The following is an 18,908-nucleotide window of genomic DNA, read 5'->3' as shown; positions in this document are numbered from 1 at the left end:
TTTTATGTCATTTAAAAAAATAATCGAACCCCTAAAAGATAATTTAGCAAACAAAGGAATTGAAACGCCATTACCGCTTCAGAAAGAAATTTTATCTAAAATTAAAGGCGGTTCAAGCATGTTTATTATCGCACCTAAAGATGCAGGAAAAACAACTAGTATTATTATAAGTGTTATTCAGAAATTGAAAAGTTCTTTTGAAGATGCGCCGCGTGCCTTAATTTATGTAAAAGATAAACAAACGGCTTTAGATCTAGAATTAGAATTTAATAGTTTTAAACGTGGTACCGATTTACGCGTGTATTGTGCTTATGATGAAAAGAACATTGATGATCAACGTGATGAAATTTATTATGGTACCGATATTATTATTGCTACACCAAAACGTTTAAATAAATTATTCTATTTAAACGCCGTGAATTTAAATAGGTTGCAAATGTGCATTGTTGAAGATGCAGAGTTTTTATTTAGAAATAATAATTTTGCAGAAGTAACAAGAACACCTGAAAGTATTGGGAAATGCCAGTATTTAGTATTCGCAGAAAAGTTCGATGCCCGTTTTGAGCGCTGGCAAGATACGTTTATGTACAATTCCCAAATAGTTAAAATGAAATAGTTTTAGCCTGAATAACGAGATTTTTTTTAAGACTAATTAAATCTACAGGTATTACAACGGGATATTGCCGTGTTTTCGTTTTGGTAAAACCACTTTTTTATCCTCAAGCATAGCATATGCTTTTATTAATTTTCTTCTGGTGTGGTTCGGAAGGATCACTTCGTCTATGAATCCGCGTTGTGCTGCACGATACGGATTTGCGAATTGTTCAGCATATTCAGCTTCCTTTTCTGCTAATTTTTCTATAGGATTTTCTGCGTTTGAAATTTCATTTTTAAAGATGATTTCACTGGCGCCTTTTGCTCCCATAACAGCTATTTCGGCGCCTGGCCAGGCAAAATTTAAATCAGCTCCAATATGTTTTGAGTTCATAACATCATAAGCGCCACCGTAAGCTTTTCTAGTAATTACGGTAACTCGCGGCACGGTAGCTTCACTTAGAGCGTATAATAGTTTTGCACCGTGCACAATAATACCGCTCCATTCTTGGTCGGTGCCAGGTAAAAAACCAGGAACATCAACAAGTACTAATAAAGGAATATTAAAGCTATCACAAAAACGTGTAAATCGGGCTGCTTTTTTAGAGCTGTTCACATCTAAAACACCGGCTAAATATTGTGGCTGATTAGCAATAATACCAATACTTCGCCCGCCTAATCGCGCAAAACCTACAATGATATTTTGAGCGTAATCTTTATGAATTTCGTAAAACGAATCTGCATCAATAATCCCAGAAATTACATTGTGCATATCGTAAGGCTTGTTTGGGTTGTCGGGAACAATAGTCGATAATACGTCACGGATTTCATCACCTAACTTAAAGTCAAGTTTCTTTGGAGTTTCGGTGTTGTTTTGTGGTAAATAGCTTAAAAGCGTTTTTAAATCGTCTAAACACGCCGCATCATTTGATGATGTTTTATGTGCTACCCCCGATTTTGAAGCATGAGTTTGCGAGCCGCCTAAATCCTCACTGCTAACATCTTCATTGGTAACCGTTTTTACAACACTTGGCCCGGTAACAAACATGTAACTGGTTTTTTCGACCATTAAAGTGAAATCGGTAATCGCTGGGGAATACACAGCACCGCCCGCACAAGGCCCCATAATGGCAGAAATCTGAGGAATAACTCCTGAAGCTTGCACGTTTCGGAAAAAAATATCAGCATAACCGCCAAGCGAGCGTACGCCTTCTTGAATTCGTGCGCCTCCAGAATCGTTTAAGCCAATTATTGGAGCCCCTACTTTTACTGCCAAATCCATGATTTTGCATATTTTTTCAGCATGTGTTTCGGAAAGTGCTCCTCCGAAAACAGTAAAATCTTGAGCGTAAATATAAACCAAACGCCCGTTGATTGTGCCGTAGCCGGTAATAACACCATCGCCAAAATAGACTTCGTTTTCCATGCCGAAATCAGTGGTTCGGTGGGTTACTAAAATGCCGATTTCTTCAAAAGAACCTTCGTCTATAATATAATTAACACGTTCGCGTGCGGTTAGCTTTTTCTTAGCGTGTTGTTTATCGATGCGTTTTTGTCCACCGCCTAAATGTGCCTGTGCAATGCGGTTGTTAAGTTTGTTTATTTTTGAATCCATGTGATGTTTTATATAGGGTGAACGCTATTTTTTTAATTGAAACTTGTTTTCAGGGACTATTTATTCGGAAGTCTTAATTGTTTTTGATCTTCTAAATAGTGTTTTACAGCAATAAGTGCCGCAATTTTAGCTTTAGTTTCGTTTTCCGCTTTAAGTGTTTCAGGATTATAATATTTTTTCACAAAATGCGTATCGAAATCACCTGAACGAAATGCGTCGTGATTGCAAACAAATTGTCCGAAGGGTAAAGTGGTTTCGATGCCTTCTACGTGAAAATCATTAATCGCTTTTATCATCAGGGCAATCGCTTCTTCGCGAGTTTTTTCGTAGGTGATTAGTTTTGATAACATCGGGTCGTAATAAATAGGAATATCCATGCCTTGCTCAAAGCCGTTGTCTACGCGAATTCCTTCACCTTCCGGGATTTTGTAAACATCTAAATGTCCAACGCTAGGAAGGAAATCATTTAAAGGGTCTTCGGCATAAACCCGTAATTCTAAAGCGTGTCCGTTAATTTTAAGATCGTCTTGTTTTAGATGAAGTGCTTCGCCTCTCGCGACTTTTATTTGTAGTTCCACCAAATCTACTCCGGTAATTAATTCGGTTACCGGGTGCTCCACTTGTAAGCGAGTATTCATTTCTAAGAAATAAAAATTTTGATGTTCATCTAATAAAAACTCTACGGTTCCGGCTCCTAAATAATCACAGGCTTTGGCTACTTTTATGGCGGCTTCTCCCATTTCGGAGCGTAATTGCGGCGAAAGAACACAAGAAGGAGCCTCTTCGACTACTTTTTGATGACGACGCTGAATACTGCACTCACGTTCAAAAAAATGTAAGACATTGCCATGACTATCCGCCATAATTTGAATTTCGATATGTCGCGGTGAATTCACGTATTTTTCGATAAAAACTGATCCATCTCCAAAGGCGGAAGTCGCTTCGCTGATAGCGCGATTCATTTGCGATTCTAAATCAGTTTCTTTTTCAACAATACGCATGCCTTTTCCGCCACCGCCGGCCGATGCTTTTATTAAAATGGGGAATCCTATTGTTTTTGCAATGTTTTTTGCTTTTTCAACATCGGTTATGGCTTCATCAATACCAGGAACCATAGGGATGTTGTATTTTTTAACAGCATCTTTGGCAGCTAACTTACTGCCCATAATTTTTATAGCTTTTGATTTTGGACCAATAAAAATGATATTATTAGCTTCGCATAATTCAGCGAAACCAGCATTTTCACTTAAAAAACCATATCCGGGATGAATGGCGTCGGCATTTAATGTTTTGGCTACTTCAATAATTTTATCACCTCTTAAATAAGATTCATTTGATGGTGGTTCGCCTATACAAACTGCTTGGTCGGCAAGTTTTACATGTGGGGCATGTCTGTCGGCGGTAGAAAATATGGCAATGGTTTTTATGCCCATGCGTCTTGCGGTTTTTATAACGCGAATAGCTATTTCTCCACGGTTAGCGATTAGTATTTTTTTCATTTAGTTGGCGTTTATTCTTTTTTATTCTGGTTAAAACGACGGTTTTAAATTTATTCAAACTCAATCAGGAGTTGTTGTTTTTCAACAGCATCTCCTTTTGTGACTAGAATAGCTTTGATGATGCCGTCGCGAGGCGAGGTAATAATGTTTTCCATTTTCATTGCCTCCAAAATAAGTAAAGTGTCGTTTTCTTTCACTGCTTGTCCAATGGTTATGGGTAATTCTAAAATTAAGCCCGGCATAGATGCTTTTATAGTTTGAATTTGTTTTGAAGAACTGCTTTCAAATCCCATTTTTTTAATAAGTTGATCAAGCTCGTTTTCAATATTAATGGTGTAAGTAGTGTTGTTTACCTTAACCTTGTAAGTCTTTTGGAGGAAATTTGACTCAATAATTTCAGCTTTGTACGATGTGTTTTTATGAAGAATATGCTGTTTGTTTTCTGAAGTTTTTACAACATCAATAGCTGATAAATCGGTTTCTAAAATTTCGAAAACCTGATTATTATTTACTTTGGCGATAAATTGTTTGCTCATAAAATCCTAGTGTTTACTCCTAGTAAATATAAGGATTTAAAAAATATTGATAGATGAAATTGGTAATGGATTGGAAGGTTGTGTTGCTTTGAGGGGGAGAGGTGTTTAAATTCCGAAGTTTTTGATGATGATTCCTTTTGAGTTTGACTTTGTTTTAAGTTGTAGTATATGCTGTAAAACAAAAAACTCTTAACAATCGAATGATTATTAAGAGTTTGTGAAAAATTTTGTGGTACCTCCAGGAATCGAACCAGGGACACAAGGATTTTCAGTCCTTTGCTCTACCAACTGAGCTAAGGTACCTCGCTAAAGCGGTTGCAAATATACACTCAATTAAAGTATCTGCCAAATAAAAAATTAAAAAAATGTAAAATAATTTTCATTAACCTGATTTTCTTTCAGTTATGGATTGAAATAAAATTAGATAATATTTAGTTTTTCAGAATTAATTAAAAACGGCTTTGTAAATTTACCGTTTTATAGAAAATATGTATTTAATTATTGATGTTGGAAATTCGTTTGTTAAGCTCGCTGTGTTTAAAAAAGACCAACTTGTAGCTAAACGTGTTGTTAAGTTAATGGATGTTTTAAAGGCTGTTGAGGTTATTAAAAAAGAATACCCAACTATTGCTAAGGCTATAGTGTCTTCGGTTGGGCGTTTAACGCAACGGGATGTTGAGGAGATAGGTGTTTTGTTTGATTTAACAGAATTAAATCATAACACGAAGCTTCCTTTTGAGAATTTATACGGAACGCCTAAAACATTAGGAGTAGATAGAATAGCCTTAGTTTGTGCTTCGGTTAAACAATTTCCTAAGAAAAATACGTTAATAATAGATGCTGGAACTTGTATTACCTATGATTTTGTAACCGATGAAAATGCATATTTAGGTGGTGCGATTTCTCCTGGTTTACGTATGCGGTATGCATCGTTAAATAATTTAACAGCGAATTTACCGTTATTGGATACAGAATGTCCTGGCAATATTATTGGTAACTCCACAAAATCATCAATTCATTCAGGTGTTGTTTATGGGGTTTTAAATGAAATTGACGGAAATATTACGGCGTATCAAGAGAAATTTTTAGATTTAACAGTTATTTTAACAGGTGGTGATACTAATTTCTTGTCTAAACAATTAAAAAGTAGCATATTTGTCAACGATAATTTTCTTTTAGAAGGACTTAATTATATTTTACAATTTAATTCAAATTAATGATAAAAAAACTTGTATTCGTTTTTATTGCAATAATGGCAATTCAAAGTTACGGACAAGAAGGAACGGCATCACCGTATTCTTTTTACGGTATAGGAAGTCTTAAGTTTAAAGGGACGGTAGAAAATAGGAGTATGGGTGGTTTAAGTATTTATACTGACAGTATCCACGTTAACCTTAGAAATCCGGCCTCTTACGCAGGAAAAAACTTAGAACTTTTAAACAACGAAAGTAGACCTGTGAAGTTTACCGTTGGTGGTTCATACACAAGCACGACTTTAAAAAGTGATTCAGGAAGCGATAACGCGTCTTCTTCAACTTTCGATTATTTGGCGATAGCTATTCCTGTAGGTAAATTTGGTTTTGGCTTCGGTTTAATTCCTTATTCTTCGGTGGGCTATAAGCTAGAATCTTATGAAGATGAAAAGATTTCCAATAGATTTAGAGGTGAAGGCGGACTTAATAAAGCCTTTTTAGGTTTTGGATATCAAATTGTTGAAGGTTTAAATGTTGGTGTAGATATTCAGTATAACTTCGGAAACATCCAAAATAGCACCATAGATTATCTGTATGATGATGAAGGCGATGCTGTACAGTATCAGGGACGTGAGAATAACCGATCGGATTTAAGTGGTTTAAATATTAACATCGGCGCATCGTATAAAGTAATGTTAAATGAGAAACTTGAACTTGTTTCAGGACTTACTTATACGCCAGAGAGTAGCTTAAATTCTAAAAATGAGCGTTCATTTTCAACAATTGTTTCATCTACCGATGGAACAGAATTCCCGATAAGCACAATAGAAACAGATCTTGGTGATTTAAAAGAAAGCGACTTGGTGTTACCTTCTAAAGTTTCGTTTGGTGTAGGTATTGGCCAACCAAGAAAATGGTTTGTTGGTGTTGAGTCGGAATACATGAAAACAAGCGATTTCTCAAACGAATTATACAGTAATAACACATCAGCAACTTACGAAGATCAATCTACAGTACGATTAGGTGGTTTTTATATTCCTAAATACGATTCGTTTTCAAGCTACTTGAAACGTGTGGTTTATCGTGCAGGTATGCATTTTGAAAACACCGGTTTAAATATAGAAAATGAATCTATAAACGAGTTTGGCATGTCTTTTGGAATGGGATTACCAGTTGGAAGCTTTTTCTCTAATGCTAATATTGGTGTTGAAGTTGGTAAACGCGGTACCACGAACAGCAATTTAATTCAAGAGAATTTTGTTAATTTCCAATTAAGTTTATCTTTGAACGATCGATGGTTCAATAAAAGAAAATTTGACTAACAGCATAAATTTAATATCATGAAAACTAAAATTACACTATTATTAACCTTTTTGTTTGTAAGTACGAGCGCCCTTATAGCTCAAGACAATCAAGAAGATATGGCAAAACTCTCTATCATGTCAGAGTATGCTAAGTCCAAGAATTATGAAGCTGCTTATACACCATTTATGGAGTTGAGAGCAAAAAACCCAAGTTACAGTAGAGCGATTTACGTATATGGAGAAAAAATTCTTGAAGATAAAATTGAAAAAGCACCAGAAGCAGAAAAAGTAGCATATATTAATGATCTTTTAAAACTTTGGGAAGAACGTGCTCAATACTTTGCAAGCAAAACTCCTGCTGGAGAATATGGAGCAATGGCATGCCAGTTAAAATACGATAACAAAGTGGCATTAAGTTTAACTAATGAAGAGTTATACGCATGTTTTGATGCTGCCTATAAAGCAGATAAAGACACCTTTACAAACCCAAAAAGTTTATATACTTACTTCTCTTTAATGGTTGATTTATATGATGCGAAACAAAAATCAGCAGCAGAATTATTTAATAAATATGATGACGTTGCAGAAAAAGTAGAGGGTGAAGTAGAAAACTACTCGAAAAAGCTAAATGCACTTATTGAAAAAGATTCTACAGGAGCAAGCTTAACATCAAAAGAAAAAAGCATTAAAAGATCAAGTGAAAGTTATTTGAAAGCTTACGATCAAATTTCATCTGGTATTGATAATAAATTAGGTTCAAGAGCAAACTGTGAAAACTTAATTCCTTTATACGAAAAGGATTTTGAAGAAAACAAAACCAATGCGGTTTGGTTACAAAGAGCAGCGGGTAAAATGTCTGAAAAAGATTGTACTGATGATCCGTTATTCTTTAAGTTAGTAAATGCATACCACGAAATTTCACCTTCGGCTAATTCAGCTTATTACTTAGGGATCTTGAAAGATAAAGAAGGTAAAAACAGTGAAGCTATTGCTTTTTACAAGCAAGCTATTGATTTAGAGTCTGATGACTTCAAGAAAGCCAAATTAAACAACAAAATTGGTATTAAACTAAAATCTAGAGGAAACTACGGTCAGGCTAGAGGATACTTTAGACAATCTTTAAAATTAAACCCATCAAACGGTCGTCCACATTTATCTATTGCAGCGATGTATGCAGCTAGTGCAAACAACTGTGGAGATACAAACTTTAATAAAAGAGCAGTATATTGGTTAGCAGCAGACGAGGCTAGAAAAGCAGCACGTGTAGATCCTACTTTAAAGAAGGCGTCAGCAGCATCTGTAGCAAACTATATGGCTAAAGCACCTGCTAAAGCAGATATTTTTAGCTGTGGTTGTTCTGGACAATCTATTAAAATTGGATGTTGGATAGGGGCTTCGATTACCGTACCAAGTATTTAATGAAGAAGACTAAAACATATTATATTTTAAACATAGTCATGCTTAGTTGCATGACTATGTTTTTTTCATGCAATAATAGTTTGAAAGAAGTGCAGAAAATTGGCATTTCGGAAAATGAACCTATAGGTGTTGCTGAAAATGTTAACTTAAAACACACCGACTCTGGTCGGGTAACAGCTAATTTAATTAGCACAAAAATGCTCGATTTCTCCAATCGAGATTTTCCGTATAACGAATTTACAGATGGATTAGTACTGTATTTATATGGAGATAAAAATGAAAAAAGTACTGTTGTTGCAGATTATGCTATTATTTATTCTGATACGAATTTAATCGATTTACGAGGTCACGTTGTTATTACAATGGCTGATGGCTCTTCTTTAAAATCGGAACAACTTTTTTACGATCAAAAAAAGAATTGGTTATTTACCAATAACGCGGTAACCTTTGAAACCCAAACCGATATTATTCACGGGAACGGTTTTGATTCGGATACCAAATTCAAAAATGCCGAAGTTCTAGAAGTTACTGGAATTATTAGTATGGAAGAGTAGTTCTATAGCTTTCCACTTCATTTTTCTTTATTCTATTTTAGTAACATAAAACAGTGTTACAAATAAAATCGTGCTTCTGTATTTTTAATTATCTTTGTACTCAGTTTAAAATTCAATAAATGAACTATTTAAAATTTTCAAAATTTTTATATTTAGCTTTCGCACTCTACTTAGTCTATGATGTTTTCAAAATCTGGAACATTGATAGAAGTCGAGCATACCTAAGTTTGTTTTTATTAGCCCTTGCTATATTTATGTTCTTCTTTAGACGTCGTTTCGAAAATAAAAGCAATAACTCCAAGTAAATGAGCCTTTATGTTATTATCATAATTGTTTCACTTATCCTTTCTGCATTTTTCTCGGGTATGGAAATCGCTTATGTATCTTCAAATAAAATACATATCGAAATTGAAAAAAAGCAAGAAGGTATGTTGGCTAAAGTGTTAAAAAAGCTAACGGCAAAACCTTCAAAATTTATTACCACCATGCTTATTGGTAACAATATTGCATTGGTACTCTATGGGTTTTTTATGGGCGATTTGCTTGTAAGTTGGTTTCAGTCTATGCTGCCAACACCTTATGGGTTTTTAAATTACTTACTCGACGATTTAAGTTTATTAACGCAAACCATTATTTCAACCATAGTTATTTTAATCACTGCGGAATTTTTTCCGAAGGTGTTTTTCCAAATCTACGCCAACAAACTTATTAAAGCATTAGCCGTTCCTGCCTATGTGTTTTATGTGTTATTTAGTTTTATATCCGATTTTGTAATCTGGATTTCTGATGTGGTATTAAAAGCTTTTTTTAAAACAGAAGGCGATCAAATTCAATTGGCCTTTACAAAGGTTGAATTAGGGAATTACATCAGCGAGCAAATGGAATCGGTTGAAGAACATGACGAAGTGGATAGTGAAATTCAAATATTTCAGAATGCTTTAGAGTTTTCCGAAGTAAAAGCACGCGAAGTTATGGTGCCTCGAACGGAAATAATTGCTGTTGAAATTAATGAATCTATAAAAACTTTAAACGCCTTATTTACAGAAACCGGTTGTACCAAGATTTTGGTTTATAAGGAAACTATTGATGATATTTTAGGTTACGCTCACTCGTTTGAACTTTTCAAAAAGCCAAAAACCATTAAGGCAATGATGTTGCCCGTTGAGTTTGTGCCAGAAACCGTTTTAATTAAAGATGTGTTGGGTGTATTGACTAAAAAACACAAAAGTATTGCTGTGGTTTTAGATGAATATGGTGGCACTTCAGGTATTATGTCGGTTGAAGATATTGTTGAAGAACTTTTTGGCGAAATTGAAGACGAACATGATACGGTAGATTTAGTGGATGAAAAGTTAGAGGATGATACCTTTCATTTTTCGGGTCGGGTAGAGGTAGATTATATTAACGAAACCTACAAAATTAACCTTCCGGAAAGTGAAAATTATGAAACCTTGGGCGGCTTAATTGTAAGTCATACACAACAAATCCCAGAACAACATGAAGTGGTTAAAATGGACGATTTTCAGTTTACCATTCTAGAAGTATCTAATACAAAAATTGATCTAGTTGAAATTAAACTTCTTGAGGAAGATTAATATTGAAACTTATTATTAGAATTGAAAATTGAATGTTTCAATAGTATTTAGATTAATTAGTCTTTCCTTATAGATTAAATAGATAAGAAGAAAACCTTCCTTTTTACGTTTTGACTGAAACATTTCAGGAATAAAAACCTGACGGGATAAGCGCTTCTAAACCCATAACAAGTGCCTGAATAGCTACAAACTAACATACAATAAACAAAATACAAAATATCCCTTTCATTATTAAATAGAAAATGGTATTTTCGCGCACGATATTTTCATCAAATTGGGTATCAAAAGGTATCCAAATTTAACAAGCTAAATCCCAAAAAGGGTTTATTCTAAAACATTTTAATTACAGATGGCAGTTTTAAATAAAATCAGACAACGTTCACTTTTCCTAATCTTAATAATAGCGTTGGCGTTATTCTCTTTCGTATTAGCAGATTTATTTAAAAATAGCGATGCGCTTTCAGCAAAATCGCAAAACATTGTGGGTACCGTAAATGGCACAGACATTACACGCGAGTCTTTCTTGCAAAAAGTAGAAGTGGCACAACGTCAAGCAGGTCCTAATTCAAGCAATACACAAACCATGAATCGTGTTTGGGAGCAAGAAGTAAGAGAAGCTGTTTTAGGTGGCCAGTTCGAAAAATTAGGGATTTCTGTAGAAAAAGACCAAATGAAAGATCTTTTGAAAACGGCACTTGCAACAAGTCCTGAGTTTTTAAACGAAGCGGGTTTATTTGATGAAGCTAAACTTAACGAATACATTGCTAACTTAAAGGAAACATCACCTGCAGGTTACGAAAGTTGGGTTAATTACGAAAAGCAATTAGCAGCCAACGCCTTACAACAAAACTACTTTAACTTAGTAAAAGCTGGGTTAACAGGAACACTTGCTGAAGGTGAATTGGAATATATGCTTGAGAATAATAAAGTAGATATTAAATATGTACAAGTACCTTATTCTTCTATCGCAGATAGTTTAGTGAAGGTAACTAAATCTGATATTTCTAGCTACGTTAGTAAGCATGCTGCTAAGTATGAAGTAGAAGCTACAAGAGATATTCGTTTTGTAGAATTTAATGAAGTTGCTAGTCCAGAAGATGAAGCAGCAATTCAAGAAGATTTAAAGAAGCTTTTAACGGATCGTGTTGAGTATAATGAAGGCCTTAAAGCTAACGAAAATATAACTGGATTTTTAAATACTAAAAACAACGAAGAGTTTATCAACTCTAATTCTGATATTAAATTTGATAATCGTTTTGTATTTAAATCAAGTTTACCATCAGCAATTGCTGATACTATTTATAACTTAAATGTTGGAGATGTTTACGGACCTTATAAAGATAATGGTTCTTACAAAATTTCTAAATTAATTGCGGTAAAGCAAATTCCAGATTCAGCTAAAGTTAGACACATTTTAATTCCTTTTATCGGAACAAGAAGTTCTGGAGCGCAAGCAACACAAACTGAAGCAGAAGCGAAAGCTACAGCGGATAGCCTTTTAACTATTTTAAAATCTAACCGTTCTAAGTTTCCTGAGTTTGTTACAGAATTTTCTACAGATCAAGGAAGTGTTGAAAACGGTGGTCGTTACGATTGGCATGCATACAATACTATGGTTCCTGAATTTAACGATTTTGAATTTGAAGGTAAAACTGGCGATTTAGGAATTGTAAAAACCATGTTCGGTTTTCATATTATTGAAGTTGAAGGACAAAAGAATACATCTAAAGCTGTTAAAGTTGGAACCTTATCTAGATTAATTGAGCCATCGGATGCTACAGTTGATAAAGTATTTAGAGATGCTTCTAGTTTTGAAGTTGCTGCTGTTGATAATGATTTTGAAGCACTTGCAAAAGAGCGTAACTTTACAGTACGTCCTGTTAATGGGATAAAAGTTTTAGATGAAACCATCCCTGGAGTTGGAAGTCAAAGACCAATTGTACGTTGGGCATTTGAAGAAGGCGCTGAAATAGGTGATTTAAAACGTTTCAGTATTACTAATGGTTATGTTATAGCACAATTAGTTGCTAAGCATGAAGCCGGATTAATGTCTGCTGAAGATGCAACAGTAAGTGTGTTACCAATACTTAGAAAAGAGAAAAAAGCAGAGATGTTAAGATCTAAAATAACAGCTACAACCTTAGAAGATTTATCAACATCACAAAATAAAAGTATACGTACAGCTTCTGCGATTAATATGAAAACTCCAACAATTTCTGGAGCAGGTAGAGAGCCGTTAGTTGTTGGTGCTGCTTTTGGATTAAAAGAAGGTGAAACTTCTAAATTAATTGATGGAGCAAATGGTGTTTACATGATTCAGGTAACAAAAGTTACGCCGGCTGCACCATTAGATAACTACCAATCTTCTGCAAACAGAGTTGCGCAACAAAAATCTAATGTTGTGAATTCTAAATTATACAATGCATTAAAAGATGCTGCGGAAATTGAAGATAATAGAGCTAAAACACAAGTTCAATAAGAACAACGTAATTCGATTATAATATTAAAAAAAGCCTCATTAATTTGAGGCTTTTTTGTGCTTTATATTTCGATGAATATAAATGCTCGTGATTATTTTACCATATCTAAATATGGAATCACGGTATTGTAGCCTTTTGCTTTAAAATAGCGTTCAGGATTGGCGTTAGTTGCAGCTAGAATAAAATCTCCACCCCAAGCACCAAGACTTTTAATACTACCTTTAAAGTCGTTAAAAAGCGCTTGTTTTACTGGTGTCTGTTTGGTTATTTCGGCTATAATGTTTTCATGTGTTTCCATAAGGTTTTGGAACACTTCCAATGTTTGGCAAGTACACATCTGCTGAGTTATCTCGTTAATTTGATTAATGTAATTGGATAAATCACCTTTATGTTCACGATAATGAGAAATGCCATCGCGGCTGTTTTGCTTTTTATTCAAATGAATAAAATATAAGTTGTTTTTAAAGTTGGGGTCGAAATTAATTTCAATCACTTCCTTTGAATCCTCTTTTATTTGATAGCTAATCGCTGTGTCGTGTTTAGCGCAAGCAATATCATATCCGCTACCTCCAAAAGTATTTTCTAAAAGGATGTATGGATCCACTTGTGCCCAAGTTGCTAAATTGTTTATTAAAGTAGACGATGTGCCTAAACCCCAATTTTTAGGAAAATCTAGTTTTGTGGTTATTTTAAAGCCTTTAGCGCCTTTTAAATAATTTGGGTTTAACTGTTTTACGGCGTTTAGTATCTGTAGAAGCCGGTTTGAAATGGCATCATCATTTCCTAAATGTTGAATAGTGTTATCTTTAATTTCAAAAGTAATTTCAAACCAAGTTTGTTTGGTTTCATCTAAACTTGTCCATATAATTTTAGGTTCATCTATAGTTTCAACATCTAAAGATTGTCCGTATGTTGTAGGCACCGCCAATGCTATAGCGCCATCTAAAACAACATATTCTCCTGAAATTAGTAATTTACCGTTGCTAAAAAATTGCTTCACGTTTTATGTTTAAGTTAACCTCTTTTATTTTAAAGGTTTCCGTTTTATCATCCCGCCTTTTAAATCTTTTACTAAGCCCATGATGATAAATGCATTTCTGTCAATTTTATCAATTTCGGTGTGCAGTTTAGCAAGTTCTAAGCGCGTTACTATGGTGTAGATAATATCTTTGTCATAACTGTCACCATTAGTGCCATAGCCTCCTTTTCCTGCGTAAATAGTGCAAGCTCTGCGGAGTTGTTTGGTTATCATGAGGCGCAATTCTTCATGTTTGTTGGAAATTATGGTAACACCTACATATTCTTCAACACCATCTACAACAAAATCGACTGTTTTCGCTGCCGATAAATAAGTTAATATCGCGTATAAAGCAATTTCAATGGACAATATATAAGCACCTACCGAAAATATAACAATGTTTATTAGTAGCAGGACGTCTCCAATGGTTAGCGATAGTTTTCGACCTAAATAGATGGCTAAAACCTCGGTGCCATCGATAACACTGCCGCCACGCATGGAAAGCCCAATACCTAAGCCTAGGAAAAATCCTCCAAAAACTGCAATTAAAAGTTTGTCTTGCGTAATTATGGGGTATTCTACAAAGTGAACCACAATGGCTAAAAGCGCAATAGCAGCAATACTTTTTAATGCAAATTTAACGCCTATGGTTTTCGAGGCCAAAAACAGAAATGGTAGATTAACAATAATAAGTAAGTAGCCTAAATCTATAGAGGTGACGTTTTGTAACAATAAAGAAATACCTGTGGCACCACCATCGATAAACTGATTTGGTAATAAAAAACCTTTTAACCCAAAGCCAGCAGAAAACACACCGATGATAATAAAAACAGACTCTTTTATGGCATGTGATATTTCAACCTGATAGCTTCTAACTAAGGGAATAATTTGTTTTATGCTAATGGGCTTACTGTCGCCTTTAGCTTTTGTTTTTTCAAGCTTTTTTCGAGCTAAATCTACAAGTATTTTAGATAAAAATGGATTCATTTATTTGTTTTACTTTTTCAATACTTTAGTTAGAATGCCAAAAACACTACGGATAAAAGTGGCGCTGGTAAGTACTTTTACAATCGGGTTCATAGCTGTACTTCTGCGTCTGGTAGTCGATGTTTTACGTTTCGATTCTGCTTTTTTTAGAGCTTCGGCTTCTTGTTTCGCTTTTTCTTTAGCTTCGTCTGCTTCGGCTTGCTTAATTTTTTCATTTAACAGTTCGTAAGCACTTTCTCTATCAATAGTTTCGTTGTATTTTTTAACCATTTTAGATTTAGCTAGTAACTTGCTTAATTCCAAATCGGTTAAAACATCCATTCTACTCATCGGTGCACGCATCATGGTGGCTGCAAGTGGTGTTGGACGTCCTTTTTCGTCTAAAGCAGATACTAAAGCTTCTCCAATACCAAGCGATGTAATAATTTCGGTGGTGTCGTAATATTCTGAATCTGGATAATTTTGCGCCGTAAGTTTAATAGCTTTTCTGTCTTTTGCTGTAAAAGCTCTTAAAGCGTGCTGAATTTTTAAGCCTAATTGTCCTAGTACAGCTTCGGGTACATCGGTTGGGTTTTGCGTTACAAAATACAAGCCAACACCTTTACTTCGGATTAATTTTACAATACTTTCAATTTGGTTTAAAAGCGCTTTGGAAGCTTCATTGAAAATTAAATGGGCCTCGTCTATAAACAAGATGAGTTCAGGGCGATCACTATCGCCTTGCTCTGGAAATGTAGAATATATTTCTGCTAATAAACTGAGCATGAATGTTGAAAATAATTTGGGGCGATCCTGAATATCAGTTAACCTAAGAATATTAATATAGCCACGGCCATTTTCATCAATACGCAATAAGTCTTGGGTGTCGAAAGAGGTTTCACCAAAAAATAAATCGGCACCTTGTTGTTCTAATTCGATCACCTTCCGAAGAATAGCACCTGTAGATGCTGTTGAAATACGACCATAAGCTTCGGTGAATTCGGCTTTACCTTCTTGAGTGGTATATTGTAATATTTTTTTGAAATCTTTTAAATCGAGTAGCGGTAATTTATTATCGTCGCAATATTGAAAAATTACGGATACAACACCCGATTGGGTTTCGGTTAAATCTAAAACGCGGGATAATAAAACGGGGCCAAATTCGCTTACGGTAGCTCTAAGGCGTACACCATCTTGTTCAGAGAGCGTTAATATTTCAACAGGAAAACCTTTGGCTTCAAAAGGGATACCTATTTGTTCGTGACGCTGATCAATTTTTGGGTGTCCAGGGCTTGGTTGTGCTAAACCACTTAAATCGCCCTTAATATCCATGAGTAAAACCGGGACACCTTTATCGCTTAAATTTTCGGCTAAAACTTGTAGAGATTTTGTTTTTCCTGTACCTGTTGCTCCAGCGATTAAGCCGTGACGATTCATGGTTTTTAAAGGGATTTTTACATGGGCACCCGTTATTGTTTTACCATCTAACATGGCGGCTCCCACAGGAATAAAATCGCCTTTAGTGGTGTTACCTTCGGTGATGTATTTTAAAAAATCATCTGTCTTACTCATACCGTATATTTTTGATAAAAATACAGTAAATAAGATGAAGAAAAAAATGTGCTTAAAACTGAAATAAATAGAATGTTTAAATTCTATTTATTTCAGTTTATTACCTATGAGCTTCATAAATAACAATTATATTTTCTAATTTATCAGTAACATTGATGGTAAAACCATCGGCATTAAAGCTTGTTACTTCAGCAGCTGTTAAACCTAGCTTATCTCCATTTTGATTTCCATAACGAATACCTATGGCTCTAGAGCTAGAAGCATATCTAGAAATATCGTTAATAGAGTTACCACTTCCTCCGTTAAAAATAACTTGTTGGTTTATAATGCCTCCATAGTTAGTGGCATAACCTTGCATGGCTCCGAACGAATTTTGAAAGCCGGTATTATTATCGGAAACTCCATTATCTGCATCTAAATCTTCAGTTTCTACGTTGGCATAAGCCGAGAATTTAATAGAACTTGGTTCAAATGGAATACCATTAATAGTTTGAATTCCGGTGTTGGTAATAATAAATTTACCTATATATGTTGTAGTGCCAATAAAAGCGCCAGAATCTGTCCCGGAGCCTAATAAGTTTCCTGGGTCTGTACTAACCGTGGCATTAGAGTTTATGGGATTCCATAATGGAGTGCCTACCGATCCAGAATTAAACTCAAACCTGCTTGTAGTGATGTTAAACACCAATAAACCTGTAGCGGGTAGTGGTATACTATTTCGTTCAGCAGTAGTTAGTCTTGGTATTAAAATACCTTTACTGTCTGATTCAATATCTAAAATTGAAGAATCGTCGGGGGAAGTGGTGCCAATTCCTACTTGAGATTGGACACAGAAAAAACTCACGCATAGCGTAAGCATAAGGAAGTACTTTTTCATTTTATATAGCCTTAGGGAGGCAGTTTTTTGTAATTATTCCTCGAAAATAACTAGAAAATTTAAAAAAGCAATATTTAAACAGCACTAATGCATGTATTTTTGTAGATGTTTTACTACTAATAGAAAACCTTTAAAAGGGTTAAATTTTATGAGTAATGTTTAGTTTCTGAAAAACAATTAGTTAAGGTGGCTAATGCCTATGTTGACAAATTTAGCATTTAAAGCTACATCTCCATTGTTTAAAACATACTTCATAGTTATTACATCGTTGGCGTTAATAGGGTACATTACATTTCCACTAGTTCCCCAGTAATCTTGATTTGGCAAACTTGAAAAACCTCTTGATAAGTAGGCAACTAGCGAATTATTAACTTCAAGTGCAATAATATATTTTTTGGAACCACTAGGCATATTAGGGGTTGATAAAGAAGCGCTAAATAAGTAATTGCCACTTTCTTTTATAATAACGGTACCATTTGCTGTAACATCATAAACATCAGGATTTGTTACCAAAACATCAGCTGGTCCTATAGGGAAATCTACATAAGTATTATCTGGTGCAGAAAGTGCAGAATTAGTTGAAGGGTAATCTTTATTTATGATTAAAGTACTATTAGATTGGCTACTCCAAGTACCATTACTAAATATACAATATGAATTTAATGTGGTGTTATAAACTAAGGCGCCATCTAAAGGGCTTGAAATGGCAGCCATTTCTGTAGAGGTCATTCTTGGTGGTACAAAAGCACCTACTTTACTATCTATTTGTAATATGGAACCGTCGTCGGGAGTTGTTGTACCAATACCCACTTGAGCTTGTACATAACAAATGCTAGCGCAAAGCGCAAACATGAGAGAATATTTTTTCATTTTATTAATTCCTTTGGGAGAGGATTGCTATTAAGCATCGAATGTAAACAAAAAACATGTAATTAACTAAATACAGCTTAAAACTAATGAAATTAGTATCTTTGCAAACTTATGAAAAAGGAGATACAACAATTAGTTGACAAAGGGGAAATGCTCCCATTAATGGAAGAGTTTTACACCATTCAAGGTGAAGGCTTCCATAAAGGAACCGCCGCGTATTTTATTCGTGTTGGCGGTTGTGATGTGGGTTGCCATTGGTGCGACGTTAAAGAAAGCTGGAATGCCGATTTACACCCACCAACACACACATCGGAAATTGTAACTAACGCTAAAAAACACAGTGATACCATTGTTATTACAGGTGGAGAACCATTGATGTGGGACATGACGGCGCTTACAACTCAACTTAAAGCCGAAGGTTTACAAGTACATATTGAAACATCGGGTGCTTATAAATTAACCGGTATTTGGGATTGGATTTGTCTTTCGCCTAAAAAATTAAAATTACCAACTCAGGCGGTTTATGATAATGCTCACGAGTTAAAAGTTATTGTTTATAATAATGACGATTTTCGCTTCGCGGAAGAACAAGCAGCAAAAGTAAACAAAGACTGTATTTTATACTTACAACCCGAATGGAGCAAACGCGATAAGGTAGTTCCAGAGATTGTAGATTATGTAATGAAGCATCCAAAATGGAAAGTATCATTACAAACCCATAAATATTTGAATATTCCATAATAATGTATAGCCTTGAAACTTATTTCAAGGCTATTTTATTTTATTGTCGGTTAAAACTTATATATTTAGGTAATA

General features: G+C 34.7%; 16 protein-coding genes and 1 tRNA gene. 8 read left to right on the top strand and 9 right to left on the bottom strand.

Features of this window, described 5'->3' with window-relative positions:
• Positions 1–4: 4 nt before the first annotated feature.
• Entirely contained in the window at positions 5–616 is a 612-nt protein-coding gene (locus QWY92_RS03350; protein WP_290268503.1) for a DEAD/DEAH box helicase, read from the top strand.
• Positions 617–667: 51 nt separating this feature from the next.
• Here QWY92_RS03350 and QWY92_RS03345 read toward each other — a convergent pair whose 3' ends face one another.
• The 4 genes from QWY92_RS03345 to QWY92_RS03330 all read right to left on the bottom strand — a co-directional run bounded on the left by QWY92_RS03345 (position 668) and on the right by QWY92_RS03330 (position 4,547).
• Positions 668–2,209, bottom strand: coding sequence for an acyl-CoA carboxylase subunit beta (locus QWY92_RS03345; RefSeq protein WP_290268502.1), 1,542 nt, complete (start codon positions 2,207–2,209; stop codon positions 668–670).
• 56 nt (positions 2,210–2,265) lie between these two features.
• Entirely contained in the window at positions 2,266–3,708 is a 1,443-nt protein-coding gene (gene accC / locus QWY92_RS03340; RefSeq protein ID WP_290268501.1) for an acetyl-CoA carboxylase biotin carboxylase subunit, read from the bottom strand.
• Positions 3,709–3,758: 50 nt separating this feature from the next.
• On the bottom strand, positions 3,759–4,244 hold the full coding sequence (locus QWY92_RS03335; protein ID WP_290268500.1) for an acyl-CoA carboxylase biotin carboxyl carrier protein subunit: 486 nt from the start codon (positions 4,242–4,244) through the stop codon (positions 3,759–3,761).
• A gap of 230 nt (positions 4,245–4,474) precedes the next feature.
• Positions 4,475–4,547: transfer RNA gene (locus QWY92_RS03330), tRNA-Phe, on the bottom strand.
• Between the two features lie 185 nt (positions 4,548–4,732).
• On the opposite strand from QWY92_RS03330, the gene QWY92_RS03325 reads away from it, so the two are divergent.
• From QWY92_RS03325 to QWY92_RS03300, 6 genes are all read left to right on the top strand, one after another.
• On the top strand, positions 4,733–5,461 hold the full coding sequence (locus tag QWY92_RS03325; RefSeq protein ID WP_290268499.1) for a type III pantothenate kinase: 729 nt from the start codon (positions 4,733–4,735) through the stop codon (positions 5,459–5,461).
• On the top strand, positions 5,461–6,759 hold the full coding sequence (locus tag QWY92_RS03320) for a BamG family beta-barrel-assembly machinery protein (RefSeq protein WP_290268498.1): 1,299 nt from the start codon (positions 5,461–5,463) through the stop codon (positions 6,757–6,759). Before QWY92_RS03325 ends, QWY92_RS03320 begins: the two co-directional genes overlap by 1 nt.
• A gap of 18 nt (positions 6,760–6,777) precedes the next feature.
• Entirely contained in the window at positions 6,778–8,160 is a 1,383-nt protein-coding gene (locus QWY92_RS03315; protein WP_290268497.1) for a hypothetical protein, read from the top strand.
• On the top strand, positions 8,160–8,714 hold the full coding sequence (gene lptC / locus QWY92_RS03310) for an LPS export ABC transporter periplasmic protein LptC (RefSeq protein ID WP_290268496.1): 555 nt from the start codon (positions 8,160–8,162) through the stop codon (positions 8,712–8,714). The genes QWY92_RS03315 and lptC overlap by 1 nt, the downstream gene beginning before the upstream one ends.
• Positions 8,715–9,019: 305 nt before the next feature.
• Positions 9,020–10,309 carry a hemolysin family protein gene (locus QWY92_RS03305; protein WP_290268495.1) on the top strand — a complete coding sequence of 430 codons (1,290 nt, stop codon included), beginning with the start codon at positions 9,020–9,022 and terminating at the stop codon, positions 10,307–10,309.
• 349 nt (positions 10,310–10,658) lie between these two features.
• Positions 10,659–12,788 carry a peptidylprolyl isomerase gene (locus QWY92_RS03300; RefSeq protein ID WP_290268494.1) on the top strand — a complete coding sequence of 710 codons (2,130 nt, stop codon included), beginning with the start codon at positions 10,659–10,661 and terminating at the stop codon, positions 12,786–12,788.
• Between the two features lie 92 nt (positions 12,789–12,880).
• Here QWY92_RS03300 and QWY92_RS03295 read toward each other — a convergent pair whose 3' ends face one another.
• The 5 genes from QWY92_RS03295 to QWY92_RS03275 all read right to left on the bottom strand — a co-directional run bounded on the left by QWY92_RS03295 (position 12,881) and on the right by QWY92_RS03275 (position 18,092).
• Entirely contained in the window at positions 12,881–13,789 is a 909-nt protein-coding gene (locus QWY92_RS03295) for a GYDIA family GHMP kinase (protein ID WP_290268493.1), read from the bottom strand.
• A gap of 24 nt (positions 13,790–13,813) precedes the next feature.
• On the bottom strand, positions 13,814–14,794 hold the full coding sequence (locus tag QWY92_RS03290; RefSeq protein ID WP_290268492.1) for a YitT family protein: 981 nt from the start codon (positions 14,792–14,794) through the stop codon (positions 13,814–13,816).
• A gap of 9 nt (positions 14,795–14,803) precedes the next feature.
• Positions 14,804–16,345 carry a helicase HerA-like domain-containing protein gene (locus QWY92_RS03285; protein WP_290268491.1) on the bottom strand — a complete coding sequence of 514 codons (1,542 nt, stop codon included), beginning with the start codon at positions 16,343–16,345 and terminating at the stop codon, positions 14,804–14,806.
• 100 nt (positions 16,346–16,445) lie between these two features.
• Positions 16,446–17,222 (bottom strand): phage tail-like protein, encoded by a 777-nt coding sequence (locus QWY92_RS03280; RefSeq protein ID WP_290268490.1) that lies wholly within the window; start codon positions 17,220–17,222, stop codon positions 16,446–16,448.
• A 177-nt stretch (positions 17,223–17,399) separates the two neighbouring features.
• Positions 17,400–18,092 carry a phage tail-like protein gene (locus QWY92_RS03275; RefSeq protein ID WP_290268489.1) on the bottom strand — a complete coding sequence of 231 codons (693 nt, stop codon included), beginning with the start codon at positions 18,090–18,092 and terminating at the stop codon, positions 17,400–17,402.
• Between the two features lie 111 nt (positions 18,093–18,203).
• On the opposite strand from QWY92_RS03275, the gene QWY92_RS03270 reads away from it, so the two are divergent.
• On the top strand, positions 18,204–18,833 hold the full coding sequence (locus QWY92_RS03270; protein ID WP_290268488.1) for a 7-carboxy-7-deazaguanine synthase QueE: 630 nt from the start codon (positions 18,204–18,206) through the stop codon (positions 18,831–18,833).
• Positions 18,834–18,908 lie beyond the last annotated feature (75 nt).

Origin of the sequence: Algibacter miyuki (assembly GCF_030409805.1) — a bacterium.
Taxonomy (GTDB): Bacteria; Bacteroidota; Bacteroidia; order Flavobacteriales; family Flavobacteriaceae; genus Algibacter; species Algibacter miyuki.
This window is presented reverse-complemented; position numbering and strand designations above follow the sequence as displayed.